This is a genomic window from Streptomyces sp. NPDC107654 (genome assembly GCF_055639035.1).
In genome coordinates, this window is the sequence record NZ_JBVKBI010000002.1 from 385,341 (window position 1) to 407,144 (window position 21,804).

At 71.9% G+C, this 21,804-nt stretch carries 20 protein-coding genes; 8 read left to right on the top strand and 12 right to left on the bottom strand.

Features of this window, described 5'->3' with window-relative positions; genetic code table 11:
• Positions 1-4: 4 nt before the first annotated feature.
• The 4 genes from ACZ7N4_RS04830 to ACZ7N4_RS04845 form a co-directional block, all read right to left on the bottom strand.
• Complete coding sequence (locus ACZ7N4_RS04830; protein ID WP_471353790.1) at positions 5-1,420, bottom strand: S28 family serine protease; 1,416 nt, start codon at positions 1,418-1,420, stop codon at positions 5-7.
• 81 nt (positions 1,421-1,501) lie between these two features.
• The gene (locus ACZ7N4_RS04835) at positions 1,502-1,894 is read right to left on the bottom strand and encodes a hypothetical protein (RefSeq protein ID WP_471353793.1); all 393 of its coding nucleotides are present in this window, start codon (positions 1,892-1,894) and stop codon (positions 1,502-1,504) included.
• 107 nt (positions 1,895-2,001) lie between these two features.
• Complete coding sequence (locus ACZ7N4_RS04840; RefSeq protein WP_471353795.1) at positions 2,002-5,721, bottom strand: ABC transporter ATP-binding protein; 3,720 nt, start codon at positions 5,719-5,721, stop codon at positions 2,002-2,004.
• Positions 5,722-5,856: 135 nt separating this feature from the next.
• Positions 5,857-6,780 carry a serine hydrolase gene (locus tag ACZ7N4_RS04845; protein ID WP_471353797.1) on the bottom strand — a complete coding sequence of 308 codons (924 nt, stop codon included), beginning with the start codon at positions 6,778-6,780 and terminating at the stop codon, positions 5,857-5,859.
• Between the two features lie 314 nt (positions 6,781-7,094).
• Between ACZ7N4_RS04845 and ACZ7N4_RS04850 the strand changes: the two genes are divergently transcribed.
• Positions 7,095-7,475, top strand: coding sequence for a hypothetical protein (locus ACZ7N4_RS04850; protein ID WP_471353799.1), 381 nt, complete (start codon positions 7,095-7,097; stop codon positions 7,473-7,475).
• Positions 7,476-7,532: 57 nt separating this feature from the next.
• Here the strand turns inward: ACZ7N4_RS04850 and ACZ7N4_RS04855 are convergent, their stop codons facing one another.
• The 3 genes from ACZ7N4_RS04855 to ACZ7N4_RS04865 form a co-directional block, all read right to left on the bottom strand.
• Positions 7,533-8,456, bottom strand: coding sequence for a serine hydrolase (locus tag ACZ7N4_RS04855; protein WP_471353802.1), 924 nt, complete (start codon positions 8,454-8,456; stop codon positions 7,533-7,535).
• A gap of 242 nt (positions 8,457-8,698) precedes the next feature.
• On the bottom strand, positions 8,699-9,064 hold the full coding sequence (locus tag ACZ7N4_RS04860; protein ID WP_471353805.1) for a hypothetical protein: 366 nt from the start codon (positions 9,062-9,064) through the stop codon (positions 8,699-8,701).
• An 83-nt stretch (positions 9,065-9,147) separates the two neighbouring features.
• Entirely contained in the window at positions 9,148-10,815 is a 1,668-nt protein-coding gene (locus ACZ7N4_RS04865) for a trypsin-like serine peptidase (protein ID WP_471353807.1), read from the bottom strand.
• On the opposite strand from ACZ7N4_RS04865, the gene ACZ7N4_RS04870 reads away from it, so the two are divergent.
• The 3 genes from ACZ7N4_RS04870 (at position 10,814) to ACZ7N4_RS04880 (ending at position 12,580) form a co-directional block, all read left to right on the top strand.
• Positions 10,814-11,170 (top strand): hypothetical protein, encoded by a 357-nt coding sequence (locus tag ACZ7N4_RS04870; RefSeq protein ID WP_471353809.1) that lies wholly within the window; start codon positions 10,814-10,816, stop codon positions 11,168-11,170. The two genes, ACZ7N4_RS04865 and ACZ7N4_RS04870, sit on opposite strands and share 2 nt — an antisense overlap.
• A 153-nt stretch (positions 11,171-11,323) precedes the next feature.
• The gene (locus ACZ7N4_RS04875; RefSeq protein WP_471353812.1) at positions 11,324-11,977 is read left to right on the top strand and encodes a hypothetical protein; all 654 of its coding nucleotides are present in this window, start codon (positions 11,324-11,326) and stop codon (positions 11,975-11,977) included.
• Positions 11,978-12,223: 246 nt separating this feature from the next.
• Positions 12,224-12,580 (top strand): peptidase inhibitor family I36 protein, encoded by a 357-nt coding sequence (locus tag ACZ7N4_RS04880; RefSeq protein ID WP_471353815.1) that lies wholly within the window; start codon positions 12,224-12,226, stop codon positions 12,578-12,580.
• A 61-nt stretch (positions 12,581-12,641) separates the two neighbouring features.
• Here ACZ7N4_RS04880 and ACZ7N4_RS04885 read toward each other — a convergent pair whose 3' ends face one another.
• Complete coding sequence (locus ACZ7N4_RS04885; protein WP_471353818.1) at positions 12,642-13,046, bottom strand: ATP-binding protein; 405 nt, start codon at positions 13,044-13,046, stop codon at positions 12,642-12,644.
• 207 nt (positions 13,047-13,253) lie between these two features.
• Between ACZ7N4_RS04885 and ACZ7N4_RS04890 the strand changes: the two genes are divergently transcribed.
• A complete protein-coding gene (locus ACZ7N4_RS04890) occupies positions 13,254-14,105 on the top strand; it encodes a helix-turn-helix domain-containing protein (RefSeq protein WP_471353820.1) in 852 nt (283 codons plus the stop codon).
• Between the two features lie 2 nt (positions 14,106-14,107).
• The gene (locus ACZ7N4_RS04895; protein ID WP_471353822.1) at positions 14,108-14,317 is read left to right on the top strand and encodes a DUF397 domain-containing protein; all 210 of its coding nucleotides are present in this window, start codon (positions 14,108-14,110) and stop codon (positions 14,315-14,317) included.
• Here ACZ7N4_RS04895 and ACZ7N4_RS04900 read toward each other — a convergent pair.
• The 3 genes from ACZ7N4_RS04900 to ACZ7N4_RS04910 are packed head-to-tail and all read right to left on the bottom strand — an operon-like array spanning position 14,314 to position 18,496.
• Positions 14,314-15,999 (bottom strand): thiamine pyrophosphate-binding protein, encoded by a 1,686-nt coding sequence (locus ACZ7N4_RS04900; RefSeq protein ID WP_471353824.1) that lies wholly within the window; start codon positions 15,997-15,999, stop codon positions 14,314-14,316. The two genes, ACZ7N4_RS04895 and ACZ7N4_RS04900, sit on opposite strands and share 4 nt — an antisense overlap.
• Entirely contained in the window at positions 15,996-16,976 is a 981-nt protein-coding gene (gene speB, locus ACZ7N4_RS04905; RefSeq protein WP_471353826.1) for an agmatinase, read from the bottom strand. Before speB ends, ACZ7N4_RS04900 begins: the two co-directional genes overlap by 4 nt.
• 56 nt (positions 16,977-17,032) lie before the next feature.
• Entirely contained in the window at positions 17,033-18,496 is a 1,464-nt protein-coding gene (locus ACZ7N4_RS04910; protein WP_471353828.1) for a sodium:solute symporter family protein, read from the bottom strand.
• A 191-nt stretch (positions 18,497-18,687) separates the two neighbouring features.
• Here ACZ7N4_RS04910 and ACZ7N4_RS04915 point away from each other — a divergent pair, with 191 nt between their 5' ends.
• A complete protein-coding gene (locus ACZ7N4_RS04915) occupies positions 18,688-20,313 on the top strand; it encodes a PucR family transcriptional regulator ligand-binding domain-containing protein (RefSeq protein WP_471353830.1) in 1,626 nt (541 codons plus the stop codon).
• Between the two features lie 77 nt (positions 20,314-20,390).
• Positions 20,391-21,179, top strand: coding sequence for a phosphatase (locus ACZ7N4_RS04920; RefSeq protein ID WP_471353832.1), 789 nt, complete (start codon positions 20,391-20,393; stop codon positions 21,177-21,179).
• A gap of 67 nt (positions 21,180-21,246) precedes the next feature.
• On the opposite strand, the gene ACZ7N4_RS04925 is transcribed toward ACZ7N4_RS04920, so the two are convergent.
• Positions 21,247-21,621 (bottom strand): hypothetical protein, encoded by a 375-nt coding sequence (locus ACZ7N4_RS04925; protein WP_471353834.1) that lies wholly within the window; start codon positions 21,619-21,621, stop codon positions 21,247-21,249.
• Positions 21,622-21,804 lie beyond the last annotated feature (183 nt).

The following is a 21,804-nucleotide window of genomic DNA, read 5'->3' on the forward strand; positions in this document are numbered from 1 at the left end:
CGTCTCACGGCCGCAGCGCGGGCTCCCGCTCCGCGTCCCGGACGTCCAGCCTCGCGTCGTACCGGGCCAGCGGCCTCGCCTGCGCCACGGCGGCCGGGGACAGGCCCGCCCACTTCAGGATGCGGGCCGTGGCGAGGGTCTTCTGGTCCGGGACCAGGCCCGCGACGTTGGCGCCGTGGTTCATGCCGGGCGCGGTGAGGACGTAGGAGTCACGGGCGCCCTTGCCGAGCCGGAAGCGCTCGGAGCCCCAGGGGTCGTTCTGGCCGTAGACGAAGAGCATGTGCGCGGCGTGGTGGCGGACCCAGCCGTCCACGTCGCGCATCGCCCGCGGCTGAAAGCGCATCGGGATGGAGCGGGGCACGAAGTTGCGCGGGGGCTGGTAGCCGTAGCGGATCAGCCTGCCCTCGATGGCGGGGAAGTGGATCGTGGGGGCGCCCAGCTGGGTGCCCGCCTGGTAGTAGTACGGCGTGTACGTCTCCAGGCCCTGGTCGGTGTAGGCGGAGAAGCCGGAGATGGTGTCGACCGAGGTCCAGATCTCGTCGTCGGTCGCGGTGGCCGCGTGCGCCGGGACGGTGTCGCAGTCCTTGAGCAGGCTGTACTGCCAGAAGCCCCAGACGTAGTCGAGGACGACCGCCTCGTAGGCCCGGTCGAGGCCGCCGATGGTGGTGAACGTGTAGCCGTTGTCGGCGGCGTACTGCGCGTACCGCTTCTCCAGCGGCTCGCGGCGCACCAGCGCCTCCCGCTGGACGGCGTTCAGCCGGTCCCGGCACTCCTTCGTGCCGACCCGCGCGAAGAAGCGGTCGTAGGCGGAGTCCTCGTTGTTCACGACGTCGTCGGGGGCGACGTAGGCCACCACGCCGTCCATGTCGTGCGGGTAGAAGCGCTCGTAGTAGGTGGCGGTCATGCCGCCCTTGGAGCCGCCGGTGGCCAGCCAGTTGGCGGAGTAGAGCGGCTTCAGCGCCTCGTAGACGCGGTGCTGGTCACTGGCGGCCTGCCGGATGTCGAGCGTGGACCAGTCGGCCGGGGCGGGGCGGGACGGGGTGAAGAAGCGGTACTCCAGGGAGACCTGGTTGCCGTCCACGATCTGGGTGGGTTCGCGGCGGGAGGGGGTGGTGGAGACGTTGTAGCCGCTGGTGTAGAAGACGGTGGGGCGGCTCACGTCCTTGTGCAGCACGGTGATGCGCTGCTGGAAGGTGCCCCGGTCCGGGTGGCGGTGGTCGACGGGCTGGGTGTAGTTCAGGACGAAGTAGCGGTAGCCGGGGTACGGCTTCTCCTGGACCAGGCTCATGCCGGGTATCGACAGGAGCCGGTCCTTGATGTCGGTGGGCTCGGACCCGGCGGCGGTGGCCGCGCCGGCCGCCGTGCTCAGCGTGCCTATGAAGACCGTGAGCGCCAGCAGCCATCTGAGCGCCTTGCGCATGCGCACTCTCCCCTGTGAGACAGATGTGCGCCGGAAGCTATCCCAGCAACTGCTGCCCCACCAGAGGGAATTGAGGAGTGCTCAGCACAGGATCCAGCCGGAGTCGGTCGAGTGACGGCCGACCGCGCCCTTGATCAGGACGCAGCGGTGGCCGGCGAGCACGGTCACCGGGCCGGCGTGGTGGCGGTAGCGGCCCTTGTCGACGGCCGGCCGGCTGCCGCGGGCCTGCACGCTGACCGACATGGTCTGGACGGCGCCGGGCTTCCTGGCGACCGTGACGGCGCAGACGAAGCCGCTGTGCCGGTAGACGTGGGTGATCCCGGTTTTGAAGGGCAGGGTCTTCACCTCGTGCCCGGCGCAGCCGACGGCCGGGCCGGCCTGCGCGGTACCCGCCGCCGTGAACGCCAACACGCCGGACGCGGCCAGTACGGCCGCACCGAGCGCGAACCGCCGGCGTATCGCACCACTCTCCACTGTCGTCCTCCCCGTCACCGCGGTCACGCCCGCGCCCGTACTGATGTACGGACGCACACCTGTGCCGGATGGTTGCACGACCGTCATCAGGACGAGTCAGCCGGGGGTCAGCGGGAGGCGCCCACCGGCTCCTCCGGCTCGGACCGGCCGACGAAGGTCCGCCACAGCTCGGCGTAGCGGCCGCCGCGGGCCAGCAGCTCCGCGTGCGTGCCGTCCTCGGCGACCCGGCCGTGGTCCATGACCACCACCCGGTCCGCCCGCGCGGCCGTGGTGAGCCGGTGGGCGACGACCAGGGTGGTCCGGCGGCCGGCCAGGCGGTCGGTGGCCTGGTTGACCTGCGCCTCGGTGGCGAGGTCCAGGGCGGCCGTGGCCTCGTCGAGCAGCAGGATGTCCGGGTCGACCAGCTCGGCGCGGGCGAGGGCGATGAGCTGGCGCTGGCCCGCGGAGAGGTTCCGGCCGCGCTCGGCGACCTCGTGCAGATAGCCGCCGTCCAGCATGGCGATCATCTCGTGCGCACCGACCGCGCGGGCCGCCGCCTCCACCTCGGCGTCGGTGGCGTCGGGGCGGCCGTAGGCGATGGCGTCGCGGACGGTGCCCGGGAAGAGGTACGCCTCCTGCGGCACGACCCCGAGCCGGTGCCGGTAGGCGGTGAGGTCCAGGGCGCGCAGGTCGGTGCCGTCGGCCGTGACCCGCCCGGCCGTCGGGTCGTAGAACCGCGCGACCAGCTTGACCAGGGTCGACTTGCCGGCGCCGGTCTCGCCGACGAACGCGACCGTCTGCCCGGCCGGGATCGTCAGGTCGATGCCCGACAGCGCCTCCTCCTCGTCGCCGTAGGCGAAGTGGACGCCCTCGAAGGCGATGTCCCCGCGCAGTGACGGCACGTCGAGGGGCTCGTCGGCGGACCGGGTGGACGTCGGCTCGCGCAGCAGCTCCTGGATGCGGCGCAGCGAGACCGTGGACTGCTGGTAGCCGTCGAAGACCTGGGAGAGCTGCTGGACGGGTGCGAAGAACAGGTCGATGTAGAGCAGGTAGGCCACCAGGGCGCCGGTGGTCAGCGTGGCCGCCTCGATCCGGCCGGCGCCCGCGATCAGCACGGCCGCGGCGGCGACGGAGGACAGCAGCTGCACGAAGGGGAAGTAGACGGATATCAGCCGCTGGCCGTGGACGCGGGCGCGCCGGTAGCCGTCGCTGCGCTCGGCGAACCGTCGCCGGCCGTCCCGCTCCCGCCGGAAGGCCTGCACGATCCGCAGCCCCGCCACGGTCTCCTGCAGGTCGGCGTTGACCGCGGACACCCGCTCGCGGGCGAGTTCGTACGCCTTCACGCTCGCCCGGCGGAAGAAGAAGGTGGCCACGACCAGCGGGGGCAGGGTGGTGAAGACGACCAGCGCCAGCCGGAGGTCGAGCACCAGCAGCGCGACCATGATCCCGAAGAAGGTGACGACGGAGACGAACGCGGTGACCAGGCCGGTCTGCAGGAAGGTGGAGAGCGCGTCGACGTCCGTGGTCATCCGGGTCATGATCCGGCCGGTCAGCTCGCGCTCGTAGTAGTCCAGGCCGAGCCGCTGGAGCTGCGCGAAGATCTTCAGCCGCAGCGTGTACAGCACGCGTTCGCCGGTGCGGCCGGTCATCCGGGTCTCGCCGGTCTGCGCGGTCCACTGCACGAGCACGGTCAGCAGGCCGAGCAGGGAGGCCGACCAGACCGCGCCGAGCGCCGCCTTGGTGACGCCGGAGTCGATGCCGTGCCGGATCAGCACCGGCAGCAGCAGCCCGGCGCCCGCGTCCACGGCGACCAGCAGCAGGCTGACCAGCAGCGGCAGGCCGAAGCCGCGCAGCAGGCGGCGCAGGCCGTAGGAGTCCTCGGGCAGGACCGCGCGGCCCTCGTCGATGTCGGGGGTGTCGGTGGCCGGGGGCAGCGCCGCCACCTGGGCGAGCAGCTCGGGGGTCGCCGGGGTGCCGGACAGCGCGGTGTCCTTGGGCGCGCGGTCGCCGCTCCACAGCCGGGGGGTCACGCCCCGCTCGGCGTCGAACTCGGCGTCCAGCTCGTCGCGCAGGGAGGTGTCCTGCGGCGGCTCGGCGGGGCGGGCGTGGCCCGGGGAGACCCCGCCCAGCTCGTCGGGGTCGGTGAGCAGGCGGCGGTAGAGGGCCGAGCGCTGCTGGAGCTCCTCGTGGGTGCCGAGGTCGGCGAGCCGGCCGCCGTCCAGTACGGCGATGCGGTCGGCGAGGTTGAGGGTGGAGCGGCGGTGGGCGATGAGCAGGGTCGTACGGCCCCGCATGACGTGCTTCAGCGCCTCGTGGATCTCGTGCTCGACGCGGGCGTCGACGGCGGAGGTGGCGTCGTCCAGGACCAGCAGGCGGGGGTCGGTGAGCAGGGCGCGGGCGAGTGCGACGCGCTGGCGCTGGCCGCCGGAGAGGGTGAGGCCGTGCTCGCCGACCTTGGTGTCGTAGCCGGCGGGCAGCTCGGCGATGAAACGATCCGCCTGTGCGGCGCGGGCGGCGGCCTCGATCTCCTCCTGGGTGGCGTCGGGGCGGCCGTAGGCGATGTTATTGCGGACGGTGTCGGAGAAGAGGAACGAATCCTCCGGGACCAGTCCGATCGCGGCCCGCAGCGAGTCCAGGGTCAGCTCGCGGACGTCGTGGCCGCCGACGAGGACGGCGCCGTGGGTGACGTCGTAGAAGCGCGGCAGGAGCAGGGAGAGGGTGGACTTTCCGGAGCCGGAGGAGCCGACGACGGCGAGGGTCTCGCCCGGCCGGATCTCGAAGCTGAGCCCTTCCAGCACCGGGCGCTCGCGGTCGTAGCCGAAGGACACGCCGTCGAACTCGACGGTAGCGGGCGCCTCGGCGGGCAGCTCCTTGGTGCCGTCCCTCAGGGTCGGCTCGGTGTCGATCAGCTCCAGGACGCGCTCGGTGCCCGCCCGGGCCTGCTGGCCGATCGTGAGGACCACCGCGAGCATGCGGACCGGGCCGACGAGCTGGGCCAGGTAGGTGGAGAAGGCGACGAAGGTGCCGAGGGTGATGTGACCGCGTACGGCGAGCCAGCCGCCGAGGGCCAGCATGGCGACCTGGCCGAGCGCCGGGACGGCCTGGAGGGCCGGGGTGTACCTGCTGTTCAGGCGGATCGTGCGCAGGCGCCCCGCGAAGAGCCGGCGGCCGACCTCGCGCAGCTTGTCCGTCTCCTGGTCCTCCTGCCCGAAGCCCTTCACCACGCGGACCCCGCTCACGGCGCCGTCGACCACACCGGCCACGGCGGCGGCCTGGGCCTGGGCGTACCAGGTCGCGGGGTGCAGCCTGCGGCGGCTGCGCCCCGCGATCCAGCCGAGGGCGGGCGCGACGGCCAGGGCGACCAGGGTCAGCGGCAGCGACAGCCACGCCATGATCACCAGGGAGATCAGGAAGAGCAGGACGTTCCCGATGGTCATCGGGAGCATGAAGAGCAGGCTCTGGATCAGCTGGAGGTCGCTGGTGGCGCGGCCGACGACCTGCCCGGTGGACAGCTCGTCCTGGCGGCGGCCGTCCAGCCGGGTGATCGTGCCGTACATCGCGGTGCGCAGGTCGTGCTGGACGTCGAGCGCGAGCCGGCCGCCGTAGAAGCGGCGGGTGTAGGCGAGGGCGTAGACGAGGAGGGCGGCGCCCACGAGGGCGCCGGCCCAGGGGGCCATGGACCGGGTGTGGCCGCCGATCACGTCGTCGATGATCACCTTGGTGATCAGCGGGACGACGGCCATGACCGCCATGCCGGCGAGCGAGGAGCCGAGGGCGAGGACGACGTCCTTCGGATACCGCCAGGCGTATGCCGCCAGACGCCTGGCCCATCCCCGTTCCGCTGCCACGCCGGTGCCTTCCTTTCGACCTGCTCTGCCGGAAGACACCAACGCCGCGGGGAGCGGATTTCATCCCCGCGCAACAAACCGCTCCGCCGGGTACGGCCCCGGTGACACCGCGGCGGGGGCCGTCCCGGGGGGACCTCAGCCCCGCGGCGGCACGGCGACGGACGCCTCGCCCGGCGAGTCGGTCGGGGTGTAGCGGGTGACACCGGGCGCGGCCGGCACCAGGTCCTTGTGGATCGCCCTGGCGACGTTCTGGATGGTGGTGACGCCGTAGTCCATGGTGGCGGCGTCCTGGGTGAGCACGGTGATCACGTAGTCGTGGCCGGCGCCGTTGAAGGTGCCCAGGCTGTGCACCCGCCAGCCGTGCGTGGAGCGCTGCAGCCAGCCGTTCTTCACGTGCACCGAGACGGACGACGGCGCACCGGCCGGGGTGCCCCAGCGCTGGTCAGCGACGACCTGTCCCATCAGCTTCAGCATGTAGGCACGGGAGTTGTCGCTCAGCACGCTGTTCCTGGCGGTGACCAGCTTCAGCAGCTTCTGCTCGTCGGTGACGTTCTCCTGGGTCAGCCCCCAGTAGCCGTCCGCACCGGGCACGGTCTTCGTCATGCCGGTCGCCGTCAGGAAACCCTGGATCTTCGCGGTGCCGAGCTGCTTCCACAGCTTGCTGGTCGCGTCGTTGTCCGACTCGGTGATCATGGCCGTGGCGAGTTCGTCCTCGGTGTCGGTCAGGTACCGGTTGCTCTTCTTCGCGTCCCACAGCAGCGTGGCGAGCACGGTGACCTTCACGGTGCTGGCCGAGTCGAACGCGGTGGCGGCGTTCAGCGTGCAGGTCGTGTCCGTGGAGCGGTCGTACAGGCCGACGGCGACGGTTCCCGTGCGGCCGGCCAGGGCGGCCGTGATGTCCTTCTGCAGTCTGGCGGCGAGCCCCGTCTTGGCGGATGTGCAGCTGACGCCGGTCGTGGGTGCCGCCGCGGCCGGGACGGCGGCGACGGCGGAGACCAGCAGCGTGGCACCGAGGGCGGACGCGAGCGCCCCGGTTCGGCCGGATATCCGGTGGGTCATGAAGTGCTTCCCCCTTGACGGTCTTTCGGTCGTCCTGCGGACACCGTCGGGTGCGCCCGGCACCGCTCGGCGCGGCGACCGGGGGCGTACGACGGCTGTACGCATGTTCGCAGTACGGGAGTTGGAGCGATCAGGGGGATGGCCGTACGTCGCGGACCGGGCGGCGTCGACTGCTTCCGGCGGGCTCGACGCCGTCCGTGTGCCCTCGTGCGCCCTGCCGTGCCTCTTCCACGACCGCGGCCGGTCCGGCGAGGCTCTGCGCCACGGCCGCCGTCCCGAAGCGGGCCGGGGGCACGACCAGGGAGGGGAAGACGATGAGGACCTCAACCGGCAGACGCCGCGCCGCGGTCGGAGCCGTTCTCGCGCTGTTGGCGGGGCTCGGCACCGCCGCGGCCTCGGCGGGCCCGGCGGCGGCGGCCACCGGGGACGTGCTGATCGTTCAGAAGGGCAGCGCGGGCAACCTGGTGACCCTGCAGACGTTCGTGTTCCTGCCCGGCATCACGGAACAGGGCGACGGCGTCCAGGCCGGCGCCACCCGGTTCGCGGTCACCAACCTCACGGACCGGACCCTCACTCTGACGGAGAGGACCCCGGCGGGCGTGGTGGTCCACAGCGACACGGTCGCCGCGGGGAAGTCCGGCACGTTCGCCGTGACGGGCGGCGACACCGTGGCGCTCACCGTCCCCGCCGGCTGAGGACGCCGGCGGGGAAGGGGCGGGGCCCCCGGCGGACGCCGCCGCGGGGCCCTGGGCTCAGCCCTGCGGCGGCACCGCGACGAACGCCTCGTGCGGCCGGCTGGTCGGGGTGAAGCGGGTCATCCCGGAGGTGGCCGGCACCAGGTCCTTGTGGATCGCCTTGGCGACGTTCTGGATGGTGGTGACGCCGTAGCTCATGGTGCTGTTGTCCTGCGTCAGCACGGTGATGGTGTAGTCGTGGCCGGCCCCGTTGAAGGTGCCCAGGCTGTGCACCCGCCAGCCGTGCGTGGAGCGCTGCAGCCAGCCGTTCTTCACGTGCACGGAGACGGACGACGGCGCTCCGGCCGGGGTGCCCCAGCGCTGCGAGGAGACGACCTGGCCCATCAGCTTCAGGATGTAGGAGCGGGCGTTGTCGCTGAGCACGCTGTTCTTGGCGGTGACCAGACCGAGCAGCTTCTGCTCGTCGTTGACGTTCTCCTGGGTCAGACCCCAGTAGCCGCCCGAGCCCGGCACGGTCTTGGTCATGCCGGCGGCGGACAGGAAGCCCTTGATCTTCGTCATGCCGAGCTGCTTCCAGAGCTTGCTGGTCGCGGTGTTGTCGGACTGCGTGATCATGGCCTTGGCGAGCGACTGCTCGGTGCTCGTCAGGTACCGGTTGTGCTTCTTGGCGTCCCACAGCAGCGTGGCGAGCACGGTGACCTTGACGGTGCTGGCCGAGTCGTAGGCGCTGGTGGCCCGCAGGGTGCAGGTGGTCTTGGTGCTGCGGTCGTACAGGCCGACGGCGACGGTGCCCCTGCGGTTCGCGAGGGCGGCCGTGATGTCCTTCTTCAGCTTCGCGGCCAGCCCCGCCTTGGCGGACGTGCAGCTGACGGTGGGCGTGGTCGCGGCGGCCGGGGTCGCGGCGGTCACGGCCGGTATGAGCAGCGCGGCACTGACGGCGGCGGCGAGCACGCCCGCCCGGCCCGATGTCCGGTAAGTCATGGAAAGTCCCCCTTGGTGGTCGTACGGGCGTCCCCCTGAACGCCGTTGAGCGCACCCGTGCGCTGCCTGACTGGACTCGCCAGGACGCTCGAAAGTTGTACGCGCGTTCGCCGGAGGGGAGTTCCTCGCCCGGCTCCCACCGGCCGGCCCGCGGGCTCCGCCCAGGACCCGTCCGGCCTCGACCCGGCGGGCCGGGGGCGGTCGGTGATCCGGCCGCCCCCGGCCCACTGGATGGCCTGTGGCTAGCCCTTCGTCCTGCGGTCGTAGGAGATGCCGAGCACTCCGGCCGTACCGCCGGCCGAGCACGTGGCGGAAGAGGTGTGGCCCGCGTACACCCATCCACCGGTGACCGTGAACTTGTGACCGGCACCGTTGATGCAGGTCACGATGGCCCGGTGCTGGCGCATGGCGGTGCCCGGGCTGGTGCACTTGACGTTCCCGGTCTGCCCGGAATTGCTCACCCAGGTCGTGCAGTCCCCGCCGGCCGCACTGGCGGCACTGGTCGTCGTGGCCGCACTGGCCGCACTGGCCGCGCCGATCGTCATGGGCGCTGCCAGCAGGCCGGCGGTGAGTGCGGTGACGGCGAGTGCGCGTGGCGCGCTGCTCATGGTGCTCCTTCCGCGCATGCGGGTGCTGATCGGGACGGGTGATGTCCGGCGGCGCCGGACGGCGTCGGGGAGGGGCCTGCCGGTCACGGGGTGACCAGCTGGTGTTCCGCCCCGATGCCGGACTTGTTGCCCTCGGTGTAGAGGCTCAGCTCACCGTCGGACCAGCGGACGAGTGTGTCGTCCGGCCAGGGGTTGTCGCTGAAGTCACCGCCCGTGACGAGCATGGCGTGCTCCCACAGGTCGTTGGGCGCCTTCCACTTGTGCTCGCCCCAGGAGTCACCGGTGCCGGTGAAGTCGTCGTAACAGGTCAGTTCGCCGTCGGACCAGCGCACGACGAGGTCCCAGGTGTCGCCCTGCGTGTAGTCGCCGGATCCGATCTCGACGGCGTGGGTCCACAGCTTGTTCTTGCTGGCGACCTTGATCTCCTTGCCGAGCTTCGTGCCGGTGTTCTGGTAGACGGTCAGCTCGCCGTCGGACCAGCGCACGACGAGGTCGTCCTGCCACTTGTTGCCGCCGTACCGGCCGGCCGTCACCGCCGTGGCGTGCTTCCACGTGGGATTGGGCGCCACGATCCGGGTCTCGCCGTGGAAACCCTTCTCGTCGACGGAGGGGTACAGCGTGACTTCGCCGTCCGTCCACACCACGATGAGGTCGGAACCGTTGTCGCCGGTGAAGTCACCGGCCACGACCTGCATGGCGTGATCCGCCCACAGCTTGTTGGGCTTCTGGACCCTGATCTCCTTGTCGAAGTAGTTCAGGCCCTTGTCCGCACCGCGGTAGATCGTCAGCTCGCCGTCCGACCAGAGGACGAACATGTCCATGCGGTCGTCGGAGACCGGCCCGTCCAGGGCGAAGTAGCCGGAGGCGATGTCCTTCGCGTGCTTCCACGTCGAAGCGGCGGGCAGGACGATCGGGGCGGGCTTCTTCCCCGCCACCGCGGCGTCGTAGATCCGCTTCAGGTCGGTGTCGAAGTACGAGGAGTACGAGGTGTCGTCGCTGTGCCCCCCGGTCTGCCAGCCGCCGGTCACACCGATCACCTTGGGGTCGTCACCGCCGATGATGAAGGGGCCGCCGGAGGTGCCGCGTACGTAGCCCTTGCAGTCGATCTGCGAGAACGTGCCGCCCTTCCAGCCGCCGGAGCTGTCGGCGGTGAACTTCTTCATCGGGGACGTGCAGTCCAGGGGATCCTGGTGCGGCTTGTACTTGCCGTCGTCGTCCGGGAGCCACGGGTAGCCGATCACCCGGGTCTTGGGATGGTCGAAGCCCGTGCCGTAACCGATCGGTATGGCTCCCACCACGTCCTGGACCTTCTTGCCGTCCGAACGCGGCTCGGTCTTCAGCAGGGCGAAGTCCAGGTCGGTGTAGTCGTGGTCACCGCCCTTGCGCAGGTAGCGGGGGTCGGCGTAGATCTGCCCGACCTTGATCGGGAAGAGGCCGTACGGCTTGGGGTCGGCCCGGTGGTGCTTGGGGACGAACACGAGCTTCTTGTGCTGGTCGGTGCTGTCGAAGCAGTGCGCCGCGGTCAGTACCAGGTCCTTGCCCGGGGACGGGACGACCGTGCCGGCACAGAAGCGGTATTTCAGGTCGCTGTCCTGCCAGAAGAACGTGCCCACCTCCTTGATGCCCTCGAACGTGTGCGAGGGCGAGGTCCGGGCGACGGCCCTGCCGCTTCCGGAAGGGGCCGTCTGTTCCGGCAGGGGCCGGCCCTCCTCGTCCGGCTGGTCCTCCTCGACCGGCTCGGCCTGCGCCATGCGCTCCGGCGTCCAGAACTTCTCCAGCTCCGTCGCCGGTTCCGTGTCGTCGGCCGTGGCGCTCGCGCTGGGTGATGCGCTGGGCGTGCCCGGTGTTCCGGAGTCGGAGGGTGACGCCGTGGTCGTCCCCGGGCTCGCCGAGAGCGTGGCCGGCCCTTCCGGAGTGGCGGATGCCGCGTCACCCGACGGCGAGGCGGCCGGTGACGGGCTGAATGGTGAAGTGGTCGGTCCCGCTGTCACCGACGGTGTCGAGTCGGCCCAGGCGGTCGTCGGGACCAGGGTGGCCACCATTGCGGTGGCAGCGGTGAACAGGCTGTGTCTCAGCCTCAAGTTTCCCCCTTGTTGGGCATGTTGACGGGCCGGTGGTCAGTCCGGCCCGTCGAGTCGCGATCTCGCACCCTAGCCGCGCCCGTCCTCGAACGTAAAGGCGAATTAAGGAGGCAACCAAGGGGCCGCGAACTCCCTCTAACCGGCTGGACGGTCAAGGCATCGGGAGGGGAAACGGGCCATGCGCGCACCCACACAGGCACGGTCGCTCAGGCGTGCCTTCGCAGCGGCCCTGCTCGGCCTGGCCGCCGTGTCCTGCGGCAGCGGCGGCGGTGACGCGCCGGAGTCGTCCGCGTCCCGCACCGCCGCCGAACCCGGCTACGCGGCGGCGTACGACGCCGGCTGGCGTGAGGGCGAGAAGATCTTCAAGGACGGCGGGAAGGGTGCCGCTGTCCGCGAGGTCGTGTGGGGAGGCTGCGTCCACCGGTCGCTGAAGGCCGAACCGCGCGAGGTCGTGGAGAAGGACCGCGGTGCCTGGGTGCTGGGCTGCCAGCAGGGCGTGGGACACGACACGGACCGGCATCCGCCGACCGCTCAGGTGACACGCCGGGAACCGGACCCGGACGTCCTCGCCCGATTCCGGTCCTGGGCCGCCGCGCACGGGAAGAAGCAGGCGGCGGAGCACGCCGGCCGGGTGGTCCTCGTCCACCTCGGGCCGCACGACTACGACGTCGAACTCGCCACCTCCTACACCGACACCAGCGCGAAGGCCGAAGTGAAGGACCTGGCCGGGGCGTTCGTGACCTGGTGGGACGGCGACGACGGCGGCGCCAGGGCATGGAACCTCATCGTCCGCACCGAGAGCGGCGAGGACCTCATCGCCCGCAAGCTCTGACAGCGGGGAGACGGCCCTGCGGTCAGGGCCGGCTCAAGGACCCGTCACCGGGCGACCGCCGGCGTCCGGGGGCCCGCGCGGGAACCGGCCGGGCCGCAGGCGCCCGCGGTCCGACTAGTCCCACTTCTTCCCTCACACCGGCGACGGCGATCTTGCCCCCGGGCGTGTCCCGGCGGTCCGCCCCCACCATGGCGATGCCCGGCGCACCACACTGCCGGGCCTTCCGACTCCCCCTCTGGAGAGCCCATGAAGCAGCTCCGCTCCTGGACGCTGGCCGCCACCCTCGCCTTGACCGCCGTACTGCTGCCCGCGCACGCCGCGTCGGCCCGCGCCGCCCAGCCCGCCTGCCCCGACGGCTCCGTCTGCTTCTGGAGCGGCGAGGGCTTCGGCGGCGACTACTGGGAGTGGACGGCCCGCAGCGGCTACCGCGACCTGCCGCCGAACCTCCACGACCACGTGGGCTCCTTCGTCGCCTCGACCCGCGCCTGCTTCATCAACTGGGGCCCGGTGGAGAAACGCGACGTCTTCAACGGCGACTGGCGCTCGCAGTACCGGGGCGACTTCGGCGGCCGGATGGACGGGGTGGGGCCGGGCGGCTGCTGAGCCCTTCGACGGCGGAGGGGGCCTGAGGCGGCGCGGCCCACCTCAGGCCTCGGTCGCGTCCTCAGGCGGCGCCCAGTTCACACCACACGTACTTCCCCCGGTCCCCGAAGCGGGCCGACGGCTGCCAGCCCCAGTAGTCCGCGCAGGCCTTCACGAGCCCCAGCCCCCGTCCTCCCTCCAGTTCCGCCACCTGGTCCAGCGGACGGGGCGGATCCGGCGGAGCGGGGTCGGTGTCCCACGCGCCGATCCACACCACACCCTCCGGGGTACGGCGGACCCTGAGCGCTGCCGGCCCCTTCGTGTGCAGTACGGCGTTCGACACCAGTTCCGTCGCGAGGAGTTCGGCCGTCTCGACCAAGCCGGACAGCCCGTGCAAGGTGAGGATCAGGCGGAGGGTGCCGCGGCTGACGGTCACGGCTCTGCGGTCGTTGGGGATGTAGAGCGTGTAGTCCCAGGTTTCGGGCATGGGTCGTCAACTCCGGTTGCGGGATGGGATGTTGGCACGCGGTGGCTCTGCCGCGGCCGTCATGGCAGGACGGGGCGGTGCGCTTCCGCTGTGTGTGCGCTACGTCACCGACGGTAGACCTTAGAATTAAGGGCAGGCAAGCCGATCCCGTAATCTGACCCCGAACGAGTCGCTGAGTCAGACGCGTTGAACACCGAGGAGCGACCGATGGGGACCAAGCGCGAGCCCACAGCGCGACAGTTGCGGTTGGCCGTGGAACTGCGCAGGCTCCGCGAAGCAGCCGGCCTCAGCTCCCGCGAGGCGGCCGTCATGCTCGGCGTGAACTCGGTTCAGATCAGTCAGATCGAGTCCGGCACCTCAGGAGTGAGCGAGCAGCGTCTGCGCCGGATGGCCACCAACTACGCCTGCCACGACGCCGAGTTGATCGAGGCCTTGGTGGCGATCGCCACCGACCGGACGCAAGGCTGGTGGGAGGAGTACCGAGGGCAACTGCCGACGCCCTTCTTGGACCTCCCTGAACTGGAGCACCACGCCACCTGCCGATGGGACGTGGAGTTCCTGCACGTTCCGGGCCTCCTCCAGACCGCTGAATACGCGCGTCACCTCTTCTCCTACGTCAACCCCGAGTTCCCGACCGGCGACGTGGACCTCTGGGTGGAGCACCGGATGAAGCGGAGGGTCGTCATCGAACGCCCGGACCCTGTTCCGTACGAGGCGGTGATCCACGAGGCGGCGCTGCGCATCAGGGTCGGTGACCGGCTCACGGCACGTGGTCAGCTCAATCGCATCCTCGAGTCCTCCGAAGCCGACCACATCACCGTGCGAGTCATCCCCTTCGACCTGGACGGCTTCGGCGGCGCCGGAAGTGCCATGGTGTACGCGGGCGGCCCCGTTCCCAAGCTCGACACCGTCATCCGTGACGGCCCGAACGGCCCCGTCTACATCGATGCCGAGGCTCAGCTCAGCCGCTACCGAACGCTCTTTCGTAGGGTGGAGGCGGTGGCACTCCGCCCCGATCGTTCGCGTGACTTCATCCACCGGCTGGCGAAGGAGCTGTAGGCATGCTGATCCCCGGGATCTGGCGGAAGTCCTCCTACTCGGGCGGCGGTCAGGGGGACGCCTGCGTCGAAGTGGCCGACCTGGACGCCCACATAGCCGTCCGCGACTCGAAAGCCCCGGCCAGGGCCACCCTCGTGTTCCCGGCCGGAGCCTTCACCCGCTTCGTCGAAGCCCTGAAAGAGCCCTCCCCCGACGTGGGAACCCTGCCCTAGTCCAGATGCGTAGGTGCGAACATCCGCAGCACCGCCGGGAGTACGACCACCGACGGACCCGGCGCGGTCAGCGCCTTCGTCAGGTCGGCCTCCAGCGTCTCCGGGGTCGTGCGGACCCCCGGTACGCCGAAGGACTCCGCGAGGGCCACGTAGTCCGGGCGGGTCAGTTCCGTGGCGGTCGGCCGGCCGAAGGCGTCCGTCATGTACTCGCGGAGGATGCCGTAGCCGCCGTCGTCGATGATCAGCCAGGTGACCGGGAGGTCGTACTGCTTGGCCGTGGCCAGTTCGGCGATCGAGTACAGGGCTCCGCCGTCGCCCGAGACCGCCAGCACCGGGCGGGTCGGGTCCGCCGTCGCCGCGCCGATGGCCGCCGGGAAGCCGTAGCCGAGGCCGCCCGCGCCCTGGGCCGAGTGCATGGTGTTGGGGCCCTGGGCGTCGAAGGCCGACCAGGCCCAGTAGGCCAGGATCGTCATGTCCCAGCAGGACGGGGAGCCGGAGGGGAGGGCGCGGCGGACCGAGGCCAGGACCTCCCGCTCCAGGGTCAGGTCCTGGGAGGCGATGCGCTCCGAGACGCGGGCCAGCAGGTCCCGTACCCGCTGCGGCGCCGTGTCGTCCGTGCGCTCCTCCACCGTCTCCAGCAGCGCCTGGAGCGCCAGGCGGGCGTCCGCGTGGATGCCCACGGCCGGGTGGTTGGACTCCAGCTTGCCGAGGTCGGCCTCGATCTGGATCACTCGGCCGCGGGGCTTGAACGTGTGGTAGTTCGAGGAGAGTTCGCCCAGGCCCGAGCCGACCACCAGCAGGACGTCCGCCTCCTCCAGGAAGTCCGTCGTGTGCCGGTCCTCCAGCCAGGACTGGAGCGAGAGAGGGTGGTTCCAGGGGAACGCGCCCTTGCCGCCGAACGTCGTCACCACCGGCGCGTCCAGTTTCTCGGCCAGCGCCCTCAGCTTCCCGGAAGCGTCCGACCGTACGACCCCGCCGCCCGCGATGATCGCCGGGCGGGCCGCGTTCGACAGCAAGTCGGCGGCCAGTGCCGTCAGTTCGGGGCGCGGGAGCACCTCCTCGGGTGTCGCGTCCATCGCCGTCACCACCGGCAGGGACGCCTCGGCGAGCAGCACGTCCTGCGGGATCTCCACCCATACCGGACCGTGCGGGACCGTGAGTGCCGACTTCCAGGCCGCCGCGATCGCCGACGGGATCTGGGACTGGGCGCGGACCGTGTGGACGGACTTCACCACGCCCCGGAAGGAGGCCGACTGGTCGGGGAGTTCGTGCAGGTAGCCGTGGCGGCCGCCGCCCAGGCCCGCCGTCGGGATCTGGCTGCTGATCGCCAGCACGGGGGCGGAGGCGGCCGCCGCCTCCTGGAGCGCGGCCAGGGAGGTCAGGGCGCCCGGACCCGTGGAGAGGAGCAGGGGCGCCGCCTCTCCCGTGATCCTGCCGTACGCGTCCGCCGCGAAGCCCGCGTTGTTCTCCACCCGCAGGCCCACGTAGTGCAGGGAGGAGCGTCGCAGCGCGTCGAACATGCCGAGGGCGTGCTGGCCGGGCAGGCCGAAGACCGTGGTCGCGCCGAGCCCGGCCAGCGTCTCCACGACCAGGTCTCCGCCGTTCCGGCCGGGAGGGGGGTTCAGCGCGGCCGCCGTCTGCTGGTCGGTCGGGCGGAGTACCAGGTCGTGGTCGTGAGTCACTTCGCTTCCGCGTCCTTCCGGGCCGCCGCGATCTGGCGGCTCATGATGGTGGTCAGTTCGTACGCCGTGTGGGAGGCCGCGACCGAGGTGATCTCGGCGTGGTCGTACGCCGGCGCCACCTCGACCACGTCCGCCGAGACCAGGTTGCACGACGCCAGACCGCGCAGGATCTCCAGCAGCTCGCGGGAGGTCATGCCGCCGGCCTCCGGCGTCCCCGTGCCGGGCGCGTGCGCCGGGTCCAGGCAGTCGATGTCGATGGAGATGTACAGCGGGCGGTCGCCGATGCGCTGGCGCAGCTGGTCGGCGACCTCGTCGGCGCCCCGGCGGTAGACGTCGGCCGAGGTGACGATGCCGAAGCCCATCTTCTCGTCGTCCGTCAGGTCCTGCTTGCCGTACAGCGGGCCGCGGGTGCCGACGTGGGAGAGCGCCTCGGTGTCGAGGATGCCCTCCTCGACCGCGCGGCGGAACGGGGTGCCGTGGGTGTACTCGGCACCGAAGTAGGTGTCCCAGGTGTCCAGGTGGGCGTCGAAGTGGAGCAGGGCCACCGGGCCGTGCTTCTTCGCGACCGAGCGCAGGAGGGGCAGGGCGATGGTGTGGTCGCCGCCCAGGGTCATCAGACGGGCGCCGGTGCCGAGGAGGTCGTCGGCCGCGGCCTCGATCGTCTCCACGGCCTCGTTGATGTTGAACGGGTTCACGGCGATGTCGCCGCCGTCCGCGACCTGCGCCAGGGCGAACGGGGAGGCGTCCTGCGCCGGGTTGTACGGGCGCAGCAGCCGGGACGCCTCGCGGATGGCGTTGCCGCCGAAGCGGGCGCCCGGCCGGTACGAGACGCCGGAGTCGAACGGCACGCCCACCACGGCGACGTCGGCGGTGCCGACCTCGTCCAGGCGGGGCAGCCGGGCGAAGGTCGCGGGTCCGGCGTACCGCGGGACGCGGGAGGAGTCGACGGGGCCGCGGGGCGTCTCGTTGCTGCTCATGATGAAATGCCTTCTTTCCTGCGCTTCGTCGCGCATGTACTGCTATCCCTATGACTCTACTGGTGAGCCGGGGCCGGTTCGGACGGGAGTTCGGAGGACCGGCCACCGGCGAGGCGTTCCCGCCAGGTGGCGAGGATCGTCTCGTCGGTGGGCCTGGTCGCCAGGGAGACGGCGAGGTAGGCCACGAGGGAGGCCGCCAGGCCGTAGTAGACGGGCTCGTTGGCGAGGATGCCGTAGCCGGCCATGAGACCGATCACGGCGAGGCCGCCGACGATCACCGAGGCCAGCGCGCCCTGGGCCGTGCCGCGCTTCCACAGCAGCCCGCCGAGGATCGGCACGAGCAGGCCGCCGACGAGGAGGTTGTAGGCGACGGTGAGCGCCTCGACCACGTTGTTCAGCGCGATGGCGGTGCCGATCACCGCCACCCCCATGACGAGGATGAAGGCCCGGTTGCCCTTGACCTCGTCGTGTTCCGCGCCGTCGCGCCGTACGACACCCCTCAGGCGCGACCAGATGTCGTTGTTGGCGACCGTGGCGCAGGCGATCAGGGCGCCGGAGGAGGTCGACATCACGGCGGCCAGGGCGGCGGCCAGCACCAGGCCGCGCACGCCGACGGGGAGTTCGTCCTTGACGATGGTGGCGAAGGCGTCGTCGGGGCTGCCGAGTTCGGGGTAGAGCACCTTGGCGGCCGTTCCGATCACCGCGCCGGCCAGGGCGTAGGCGAGACAGTAGGTCCCGGCCACCGTGCCGCCCCACCTGGCGGTCCTGGCGCTGCGGGCGGTGAACACGCGCTGCCAGATGTCCTGGCCGATCAGCATGCCGAAGGTGTAGATCAGGACGTAGGTGAAGATCGTCTCGCCGCCGATGCCCAGCGGGTCGAAGTACGACGTCGGCAGCTTCGCCCGCATCTCGCCGAAGCCGCCCGCCTTGACGACGGCGATCGGCAGGAGCAGGAGCAGCACGCCGATCGTCTTGACCACGAACTGGACCATGTCGGTCAGCGTGATGGACCACATGCCGCCGAGGGTCGAGTAGGCGACGACGATCGAGCCGCCGAGGACGATCGCGACCGTGCGGTTCAGGTCGAACAGGACGTCGAAGATCGTGGCGTAGGCGATGGTCGAGGTGACGGCCAGCATCAGGGTGTACGCCCACATGACCACGCCGGAGATCACGCCGGCCCGTCCGCCGTAGCGCAGGTCGAGCATCTCGGAGACGGTGTAGACCTTCAGGCGGGCGATGCGCGCGGAGAAGAAGACCGACAGGGCGAGCAGGCCGAGGCCGATGGTGAAGACCATCCAGGCGCCGGAGAGGCCGTACCGGTAGCCGAGGCCGACCCCGCCGATGGTGGAGGCGCCGCCGAGGACGATCGCCGCCATGGTGCCGGAGTACATCGCGGGGCCGAGGCGTCGGCCCGCCACCAGGAAGTCGCTCTTGGACCGGGCGCGGCGCATGCCCCACCAGCCCATCGCCAGCATGCCGGCGAGATAGACGACGATCACTGTGTAGTCGACGGCCATGGGGCGGCCCTCCTTCGCTCACTGTCCGGTGGCGTGTCGTGCAGGTGCTTCGCGGTGGTCGGCAGCGGCTCGCGGGGACATCCGCCCGTACCCGCGGCTGCCGTGCTCACTCGACAGTAGGTGGCCGGAAAGCGACTGCGAAGTGTACGTTTCATCCATTCGTACGGGACGGGGTGGAGGGAACGCACACCATGCCGGAGACGATCACCCCAGCCGTCCCACCGACCCCACCGGTCCCCCTCCAGGCGCTCCTGGCCCGCGAGGACCTCGCCCTGCGGCAGATCGCCGGGCCGGACGACCCGGGGACGGTGATCCACTGGGCGCACACCTCGGAGATGGCCGACCCGTACCCGTACCTGCTGGGCGGCGAACTGCTGCTGACCGCCGGGGTGCACGTCCCGGAGGGCGCCGGCCCGGGCACGTACTTCGACGACTACGTCTCCCGGATCGTGGCGGCGGGCGGCGCGGCCCTCGGCTTCGGGCTCGCCCCGGTGCACGAAGCGGTCCCGCGCGCCCTGGTCGCCGCCTGCGAGCGGCACGGCCTGCCGCTGCTGGAGGTCCCGCCGCAGACCACGTTCTCCGGGGTGGCCCGCGCGGTGTGGCAGCTGATGGCGCAGGCCCGGCTGGCAGAGCTGCGCCGGGTCACGGAGGCCCAGCAGAGCCTGGCGGCGGCCGCGTCCCGGCCGGATCCGGTCCCCTCCGTGCTGCGCCAGCTGGCTCAGCGCCTGGGCGGCCGCGCGGTGCTGTACGGGCCCGACGGCACGGAGATCGCGGGGGCGGGCCGGGAGACACCGCGGACCGCGCTCACGGCACTGGCGGAGCTGGCCGGGGTGGTGCGGCCGGCGGGCAGAGCGGCGACGGCACCGGACCGGGCCGGCCGCCCCCACCCCGCACCGGGCTCGGCGACCGCACCGGCCACCCCCTCGGCCCGGACCGACCCCGCCACCACCGCACCGGCCACCCCGCCGACCCGGACCAACCCCGCCACCACCGCACCGGCCACCCCCGCGTCCGCCACCGACACCCACGGCGCCACCGCCACCCACCTCGCCGTCTACGCCCTCGGTGCCGGTGAGGGGTTCGTGCTCGGCGTGGCCACCCCCCGCCGCGAGCCCGGCGACCACACCATCGCCTCCGTCGCCGCGGTGCTGCTGTCCCTGCTGACGGGAGAGCACCAGAGCGGGACCGGCGCCGCCCGGTCCTCCGCGCTCGTACGGCTGCTGCTGGGCGCCCCGCCCGAGGAGGTGGCCCCCCTGCTCGGCCCGGGCGAGTGGCTGGTCGTGCGCGCACGGCCGGAGACACAGGCCCCGGACGCGGTCGCCGCCTCCGCGCTCGGCGCCGCCCTGGGCTCACCGCTGGTCGACCTGGCCGGTGACGTCGTACGGGTGCTGGTGCCGGCGGACCGGGAGCCGGGGCCGCAGCCGGGCTGGACGCTCGGGGTGAGTGCCGCGGCCGGCCCGCGGGAGTGGCCGGCCGCCGACACCCAGGCCGCCCGCGCCCTCGCCCGGGCCCGGGCCACCCGGACCACACTCGTCCGGCACGCGGCCCGGCCGGCGCTGGAGGACCTGGTGCCGCGGGCGGACGCCGAGACGCACGCCCGCACGCTGCTGGCGCCGCTCGCCGGGCAGCCCGCGCTGGCCGAGACCCTGCGCACCTGGCTGTCCCTGCACGGCAGTTGGGACCGTACGGCGGTGGCGCTGGGCGTGCACCGCAACACCGTGCGGCAGCGGATCGCCCGCTGTGGCGCCCTGTTGGCCGCCGACCTGGACGACCCGGACGTGCGCATGGAGTTGTGGTTCGCGCTGCGGCAGAGCTGAGGGCGGGCCGGGTGACCCCCGTCCCGGCGGGCGGTATGCCGAGGACGCGGGCCGGGTGCTGCCTCACAATGGGAGGCATGCCGATACCCGGGACACCCAGCCGCGCCCAGCTCGTCGACCACCTGGTGCGCACCCGAATCGCGGGGGACGTCGCCACGCCCCGCGAGAACAACCTCTCCCACTACCGCCAGCTCGCCAACGGTGTCCGGGGCTACTGGTTCGGCCTGGAGCTGGGCGACCGCTGGGCGGACGAGCAGGACGTGCTCGCGGTCATGGCCGAGCGGGTGGGTGTCAACGACGACCCCCAGTACCGGTACGGCCAGGACACCATCGACCCCGAGCTGACCGTGGACGCGCTGGACCGGATGGCGGCGCGGCTGCGCAAGGCGGCCGAGGGACGGCAGCGGGTGCTGTTCGCGACCGGGCACCCGGGCGGCCTGCTGGACGTCCACCGGGCCACGGCCGCCGCGCTGCGCGCCGCCGGCTGTGAGATCGTCGTCATCCCGGACGGGCTGCAGACGGACGAGGGGTATGTCATGCAGTTCGCGGACGTCGCCGTGCTGGAGCACGGGGCGACGCTGTGGCACACCCACTCGGGCGAGCCGATGCGGGCCGTTCTGACGGGACTTGAGCGGGAGGGGCGCCCGCTGCCGGACCTGGTGGTCGCCGACCACGGCTGGGCCGGGTACGCGGGACAGCACGGCGTGGACTCCGTCGGGTACGCCGACAGCAACGACCCGGCGCTCTTCCTCGCCGAGTCGGAGGGCACCGTGCAGGTCGTCGTGCCGCTGGACGACCACGTGGTCAGCCCGCGTCACTACGACCCCATGACGGCGTACCTGATCGCCGAGGCGGGCCTGGCCTGACGCGGCCTCACATGAGCTGTGCGGCCCCGGCGTCGGGGCCGCACATCCGTTTCAGGGCCTTGTCGTGTCAGTGGCCGCCTCCTCCGCCGCCACCGCCGTGGCCGCCGCCACCACCGTGGCCGCCGCCACCACCGTGGTCGCCACCGCCGTAACCGCCGTGGTCACCGCCATAGCCGCCGTGGTCGCCGCCGTAGCCGCCGTGGTCACCGCCATAGCCGCCGTGGTCGCCGCCGTAGCCGTAGTCGTCGTCATCGTCGTCCCACGAGCTGTAGTCGCCGTGGTGACGTCCGTTGCCGTCGTCTCCCCAGCTGCTGCTGTAGGAGCTGTGGTCACTGTGGTCCGCGGCAGAGGCGGTCCCGGCCGTGCCGATCGCGGCTCCGCCGGCCAGCAGCAGACCGGAGGCGGACAACGCGACAAGACGCCTCGTGCGCTGTGGTCGCATGGGAATACCTTCCATCTCCATCGTCTCTCGCGGCTCCCGGGGGAAGACGCGAGGTGGATGGCCACGCCGCTGCGAGAGGGGGAAGATGCGGCGCGGTCAGGTGTCACCGCAGCCGGGTGAACGGAACGGCCTCAGGCGCCTCGTCGTACCGGGGTACACAGGGCATGCCGTTCGCTGCGGCTT

Excerpts from the sequence above, each read along its gene's own strand:
- ACZ7N4_RS04830 (WP_471353790.1), bottom strand. The coding sequence starts at position 1,420 with ATGCGCAAGGCGCTCAGATGGCTGCTGGCGCTCACGGTCTTCATAGGC.
- ACZ7N4_RS04845 (WP_471353797.1), bottom strand. The coding sequence starts at position 6,780 with ATGACCCACCGGATATCCGGCCGAACCGGGGCGCTCGCGTCCGCCCTC.
- ACZ7N4_RS04850 (WP_471353799.1), top strand. The coding sequence starts at position 7,095 with ATGAGGACCTCAACCGGCAGACGCCGCGCCGCGGTCGGAGCCGTTCTC.
- ACZ7N4_RS04855 (WP_471353802.1), bottom strand. The coding sequence starts at position 8,456 with ATGACTTACCGGACATCGGGCCGGGCGGGCGTGCTCGCCGCCGCCGTC.
- ACZ7N4_RS04860 (WP_471353805.1), bottom strand. The coding sequence starts at position 9,064 with ATGAGCAGCGCGCCACGCGCACTCGCCGTCACCGCACTCACCGCCGGC.
- ACZ7N4_RS04870 (WP_471353809.1), top strand. The coding sequence starts at position 10,814 with ATGCGCTCCGGCGTCCAGAACTTCTCCAGCTCCGTCGCCGGTTCCGTG.
- ACZ7N4_RS04865 (WP_471353807.1), bottom strand. The coding sequence starts at position 10,815 with ATGGCGCAGGCCGAGCCGGTCGAGGAGGACCAGCCGGACGAGGAGGGC.
- ACZ7N4_RS04875 (WP_471353812.1), top strand. The coding sequence starts at position 11,324 with ATGCGCGCACCCACACAGGCACGGTCGCTCAGGCGTGCCTTCGCAGCG.
- ACZ7N4_RS04880 (WP_471353815.1), top strand. The coding sequence starts at position 12,224 with ATGAAGCAGCTCCGCTCCTGGACGCTGGCCGCCACCCTCGCCTTGACC.
- ACZ7N4_RS04885 (WP_471353818.1), bottom strand. The coding sequence starts at position 13,046 with ATGCCCGAAACCTGGGACTACACGCTCTACATCCCCAACGACCGCAGA.
- ACZ7N4_RS04890 (WP_471353820.1), top strand. The coding sequence starts at position 13,254 with ATGGGGACCAAGCGCGAGCCCACAGCGCGACAGTTGCGGTTGGCCGTG.
- ACZ7N4_RS04895 (WP_471353822.1), top strand. The coding sequence starts at position 14,108 with ATGCTGATCCCCGGGATCTGGCGGAAGTCCTCCTACTCGGGCGGCGGT.
- speB (WP_471353826.1), bottom strand. The coding sequence starts at position 16,976 with ATGAGCAGCAACGAGACGCCCCGCGGCCCCGTCGACTCCTCCCGCGTC.
- ACZ7N4_RS04910 (WP_471353828.1), bottom strand. The coding sequence starts at position 18,496 with ATGGCCGTCGACTACACAGTGATCGTCGTCTATCTCGCCGGCATGCTG.
- ACZ7N4_RS04915 (WP_471353830.1), top strand. The coding sequence starts at position 18,688 with ATGCCGGAGACGATCACCCCAGCCGTCCCACCGACCCCACCGGTCCCC.
- ACZ7N4_RS04920 (WP_471353832.1), top strand. The coding sequence starts at position 20,391 with ATGCCGATACCCGGGACACCCAGCCGCGCCCAGCTCGTCGACCACCTG.
- ACZ7N4_RS04925 (WP_471353834.1), bottom strand. The coding sequence starts at position 21,621 with ATGCGACCACAGCGCACGAGGCGTCTTGTCGCGTTGTCCGCCTCCGGT.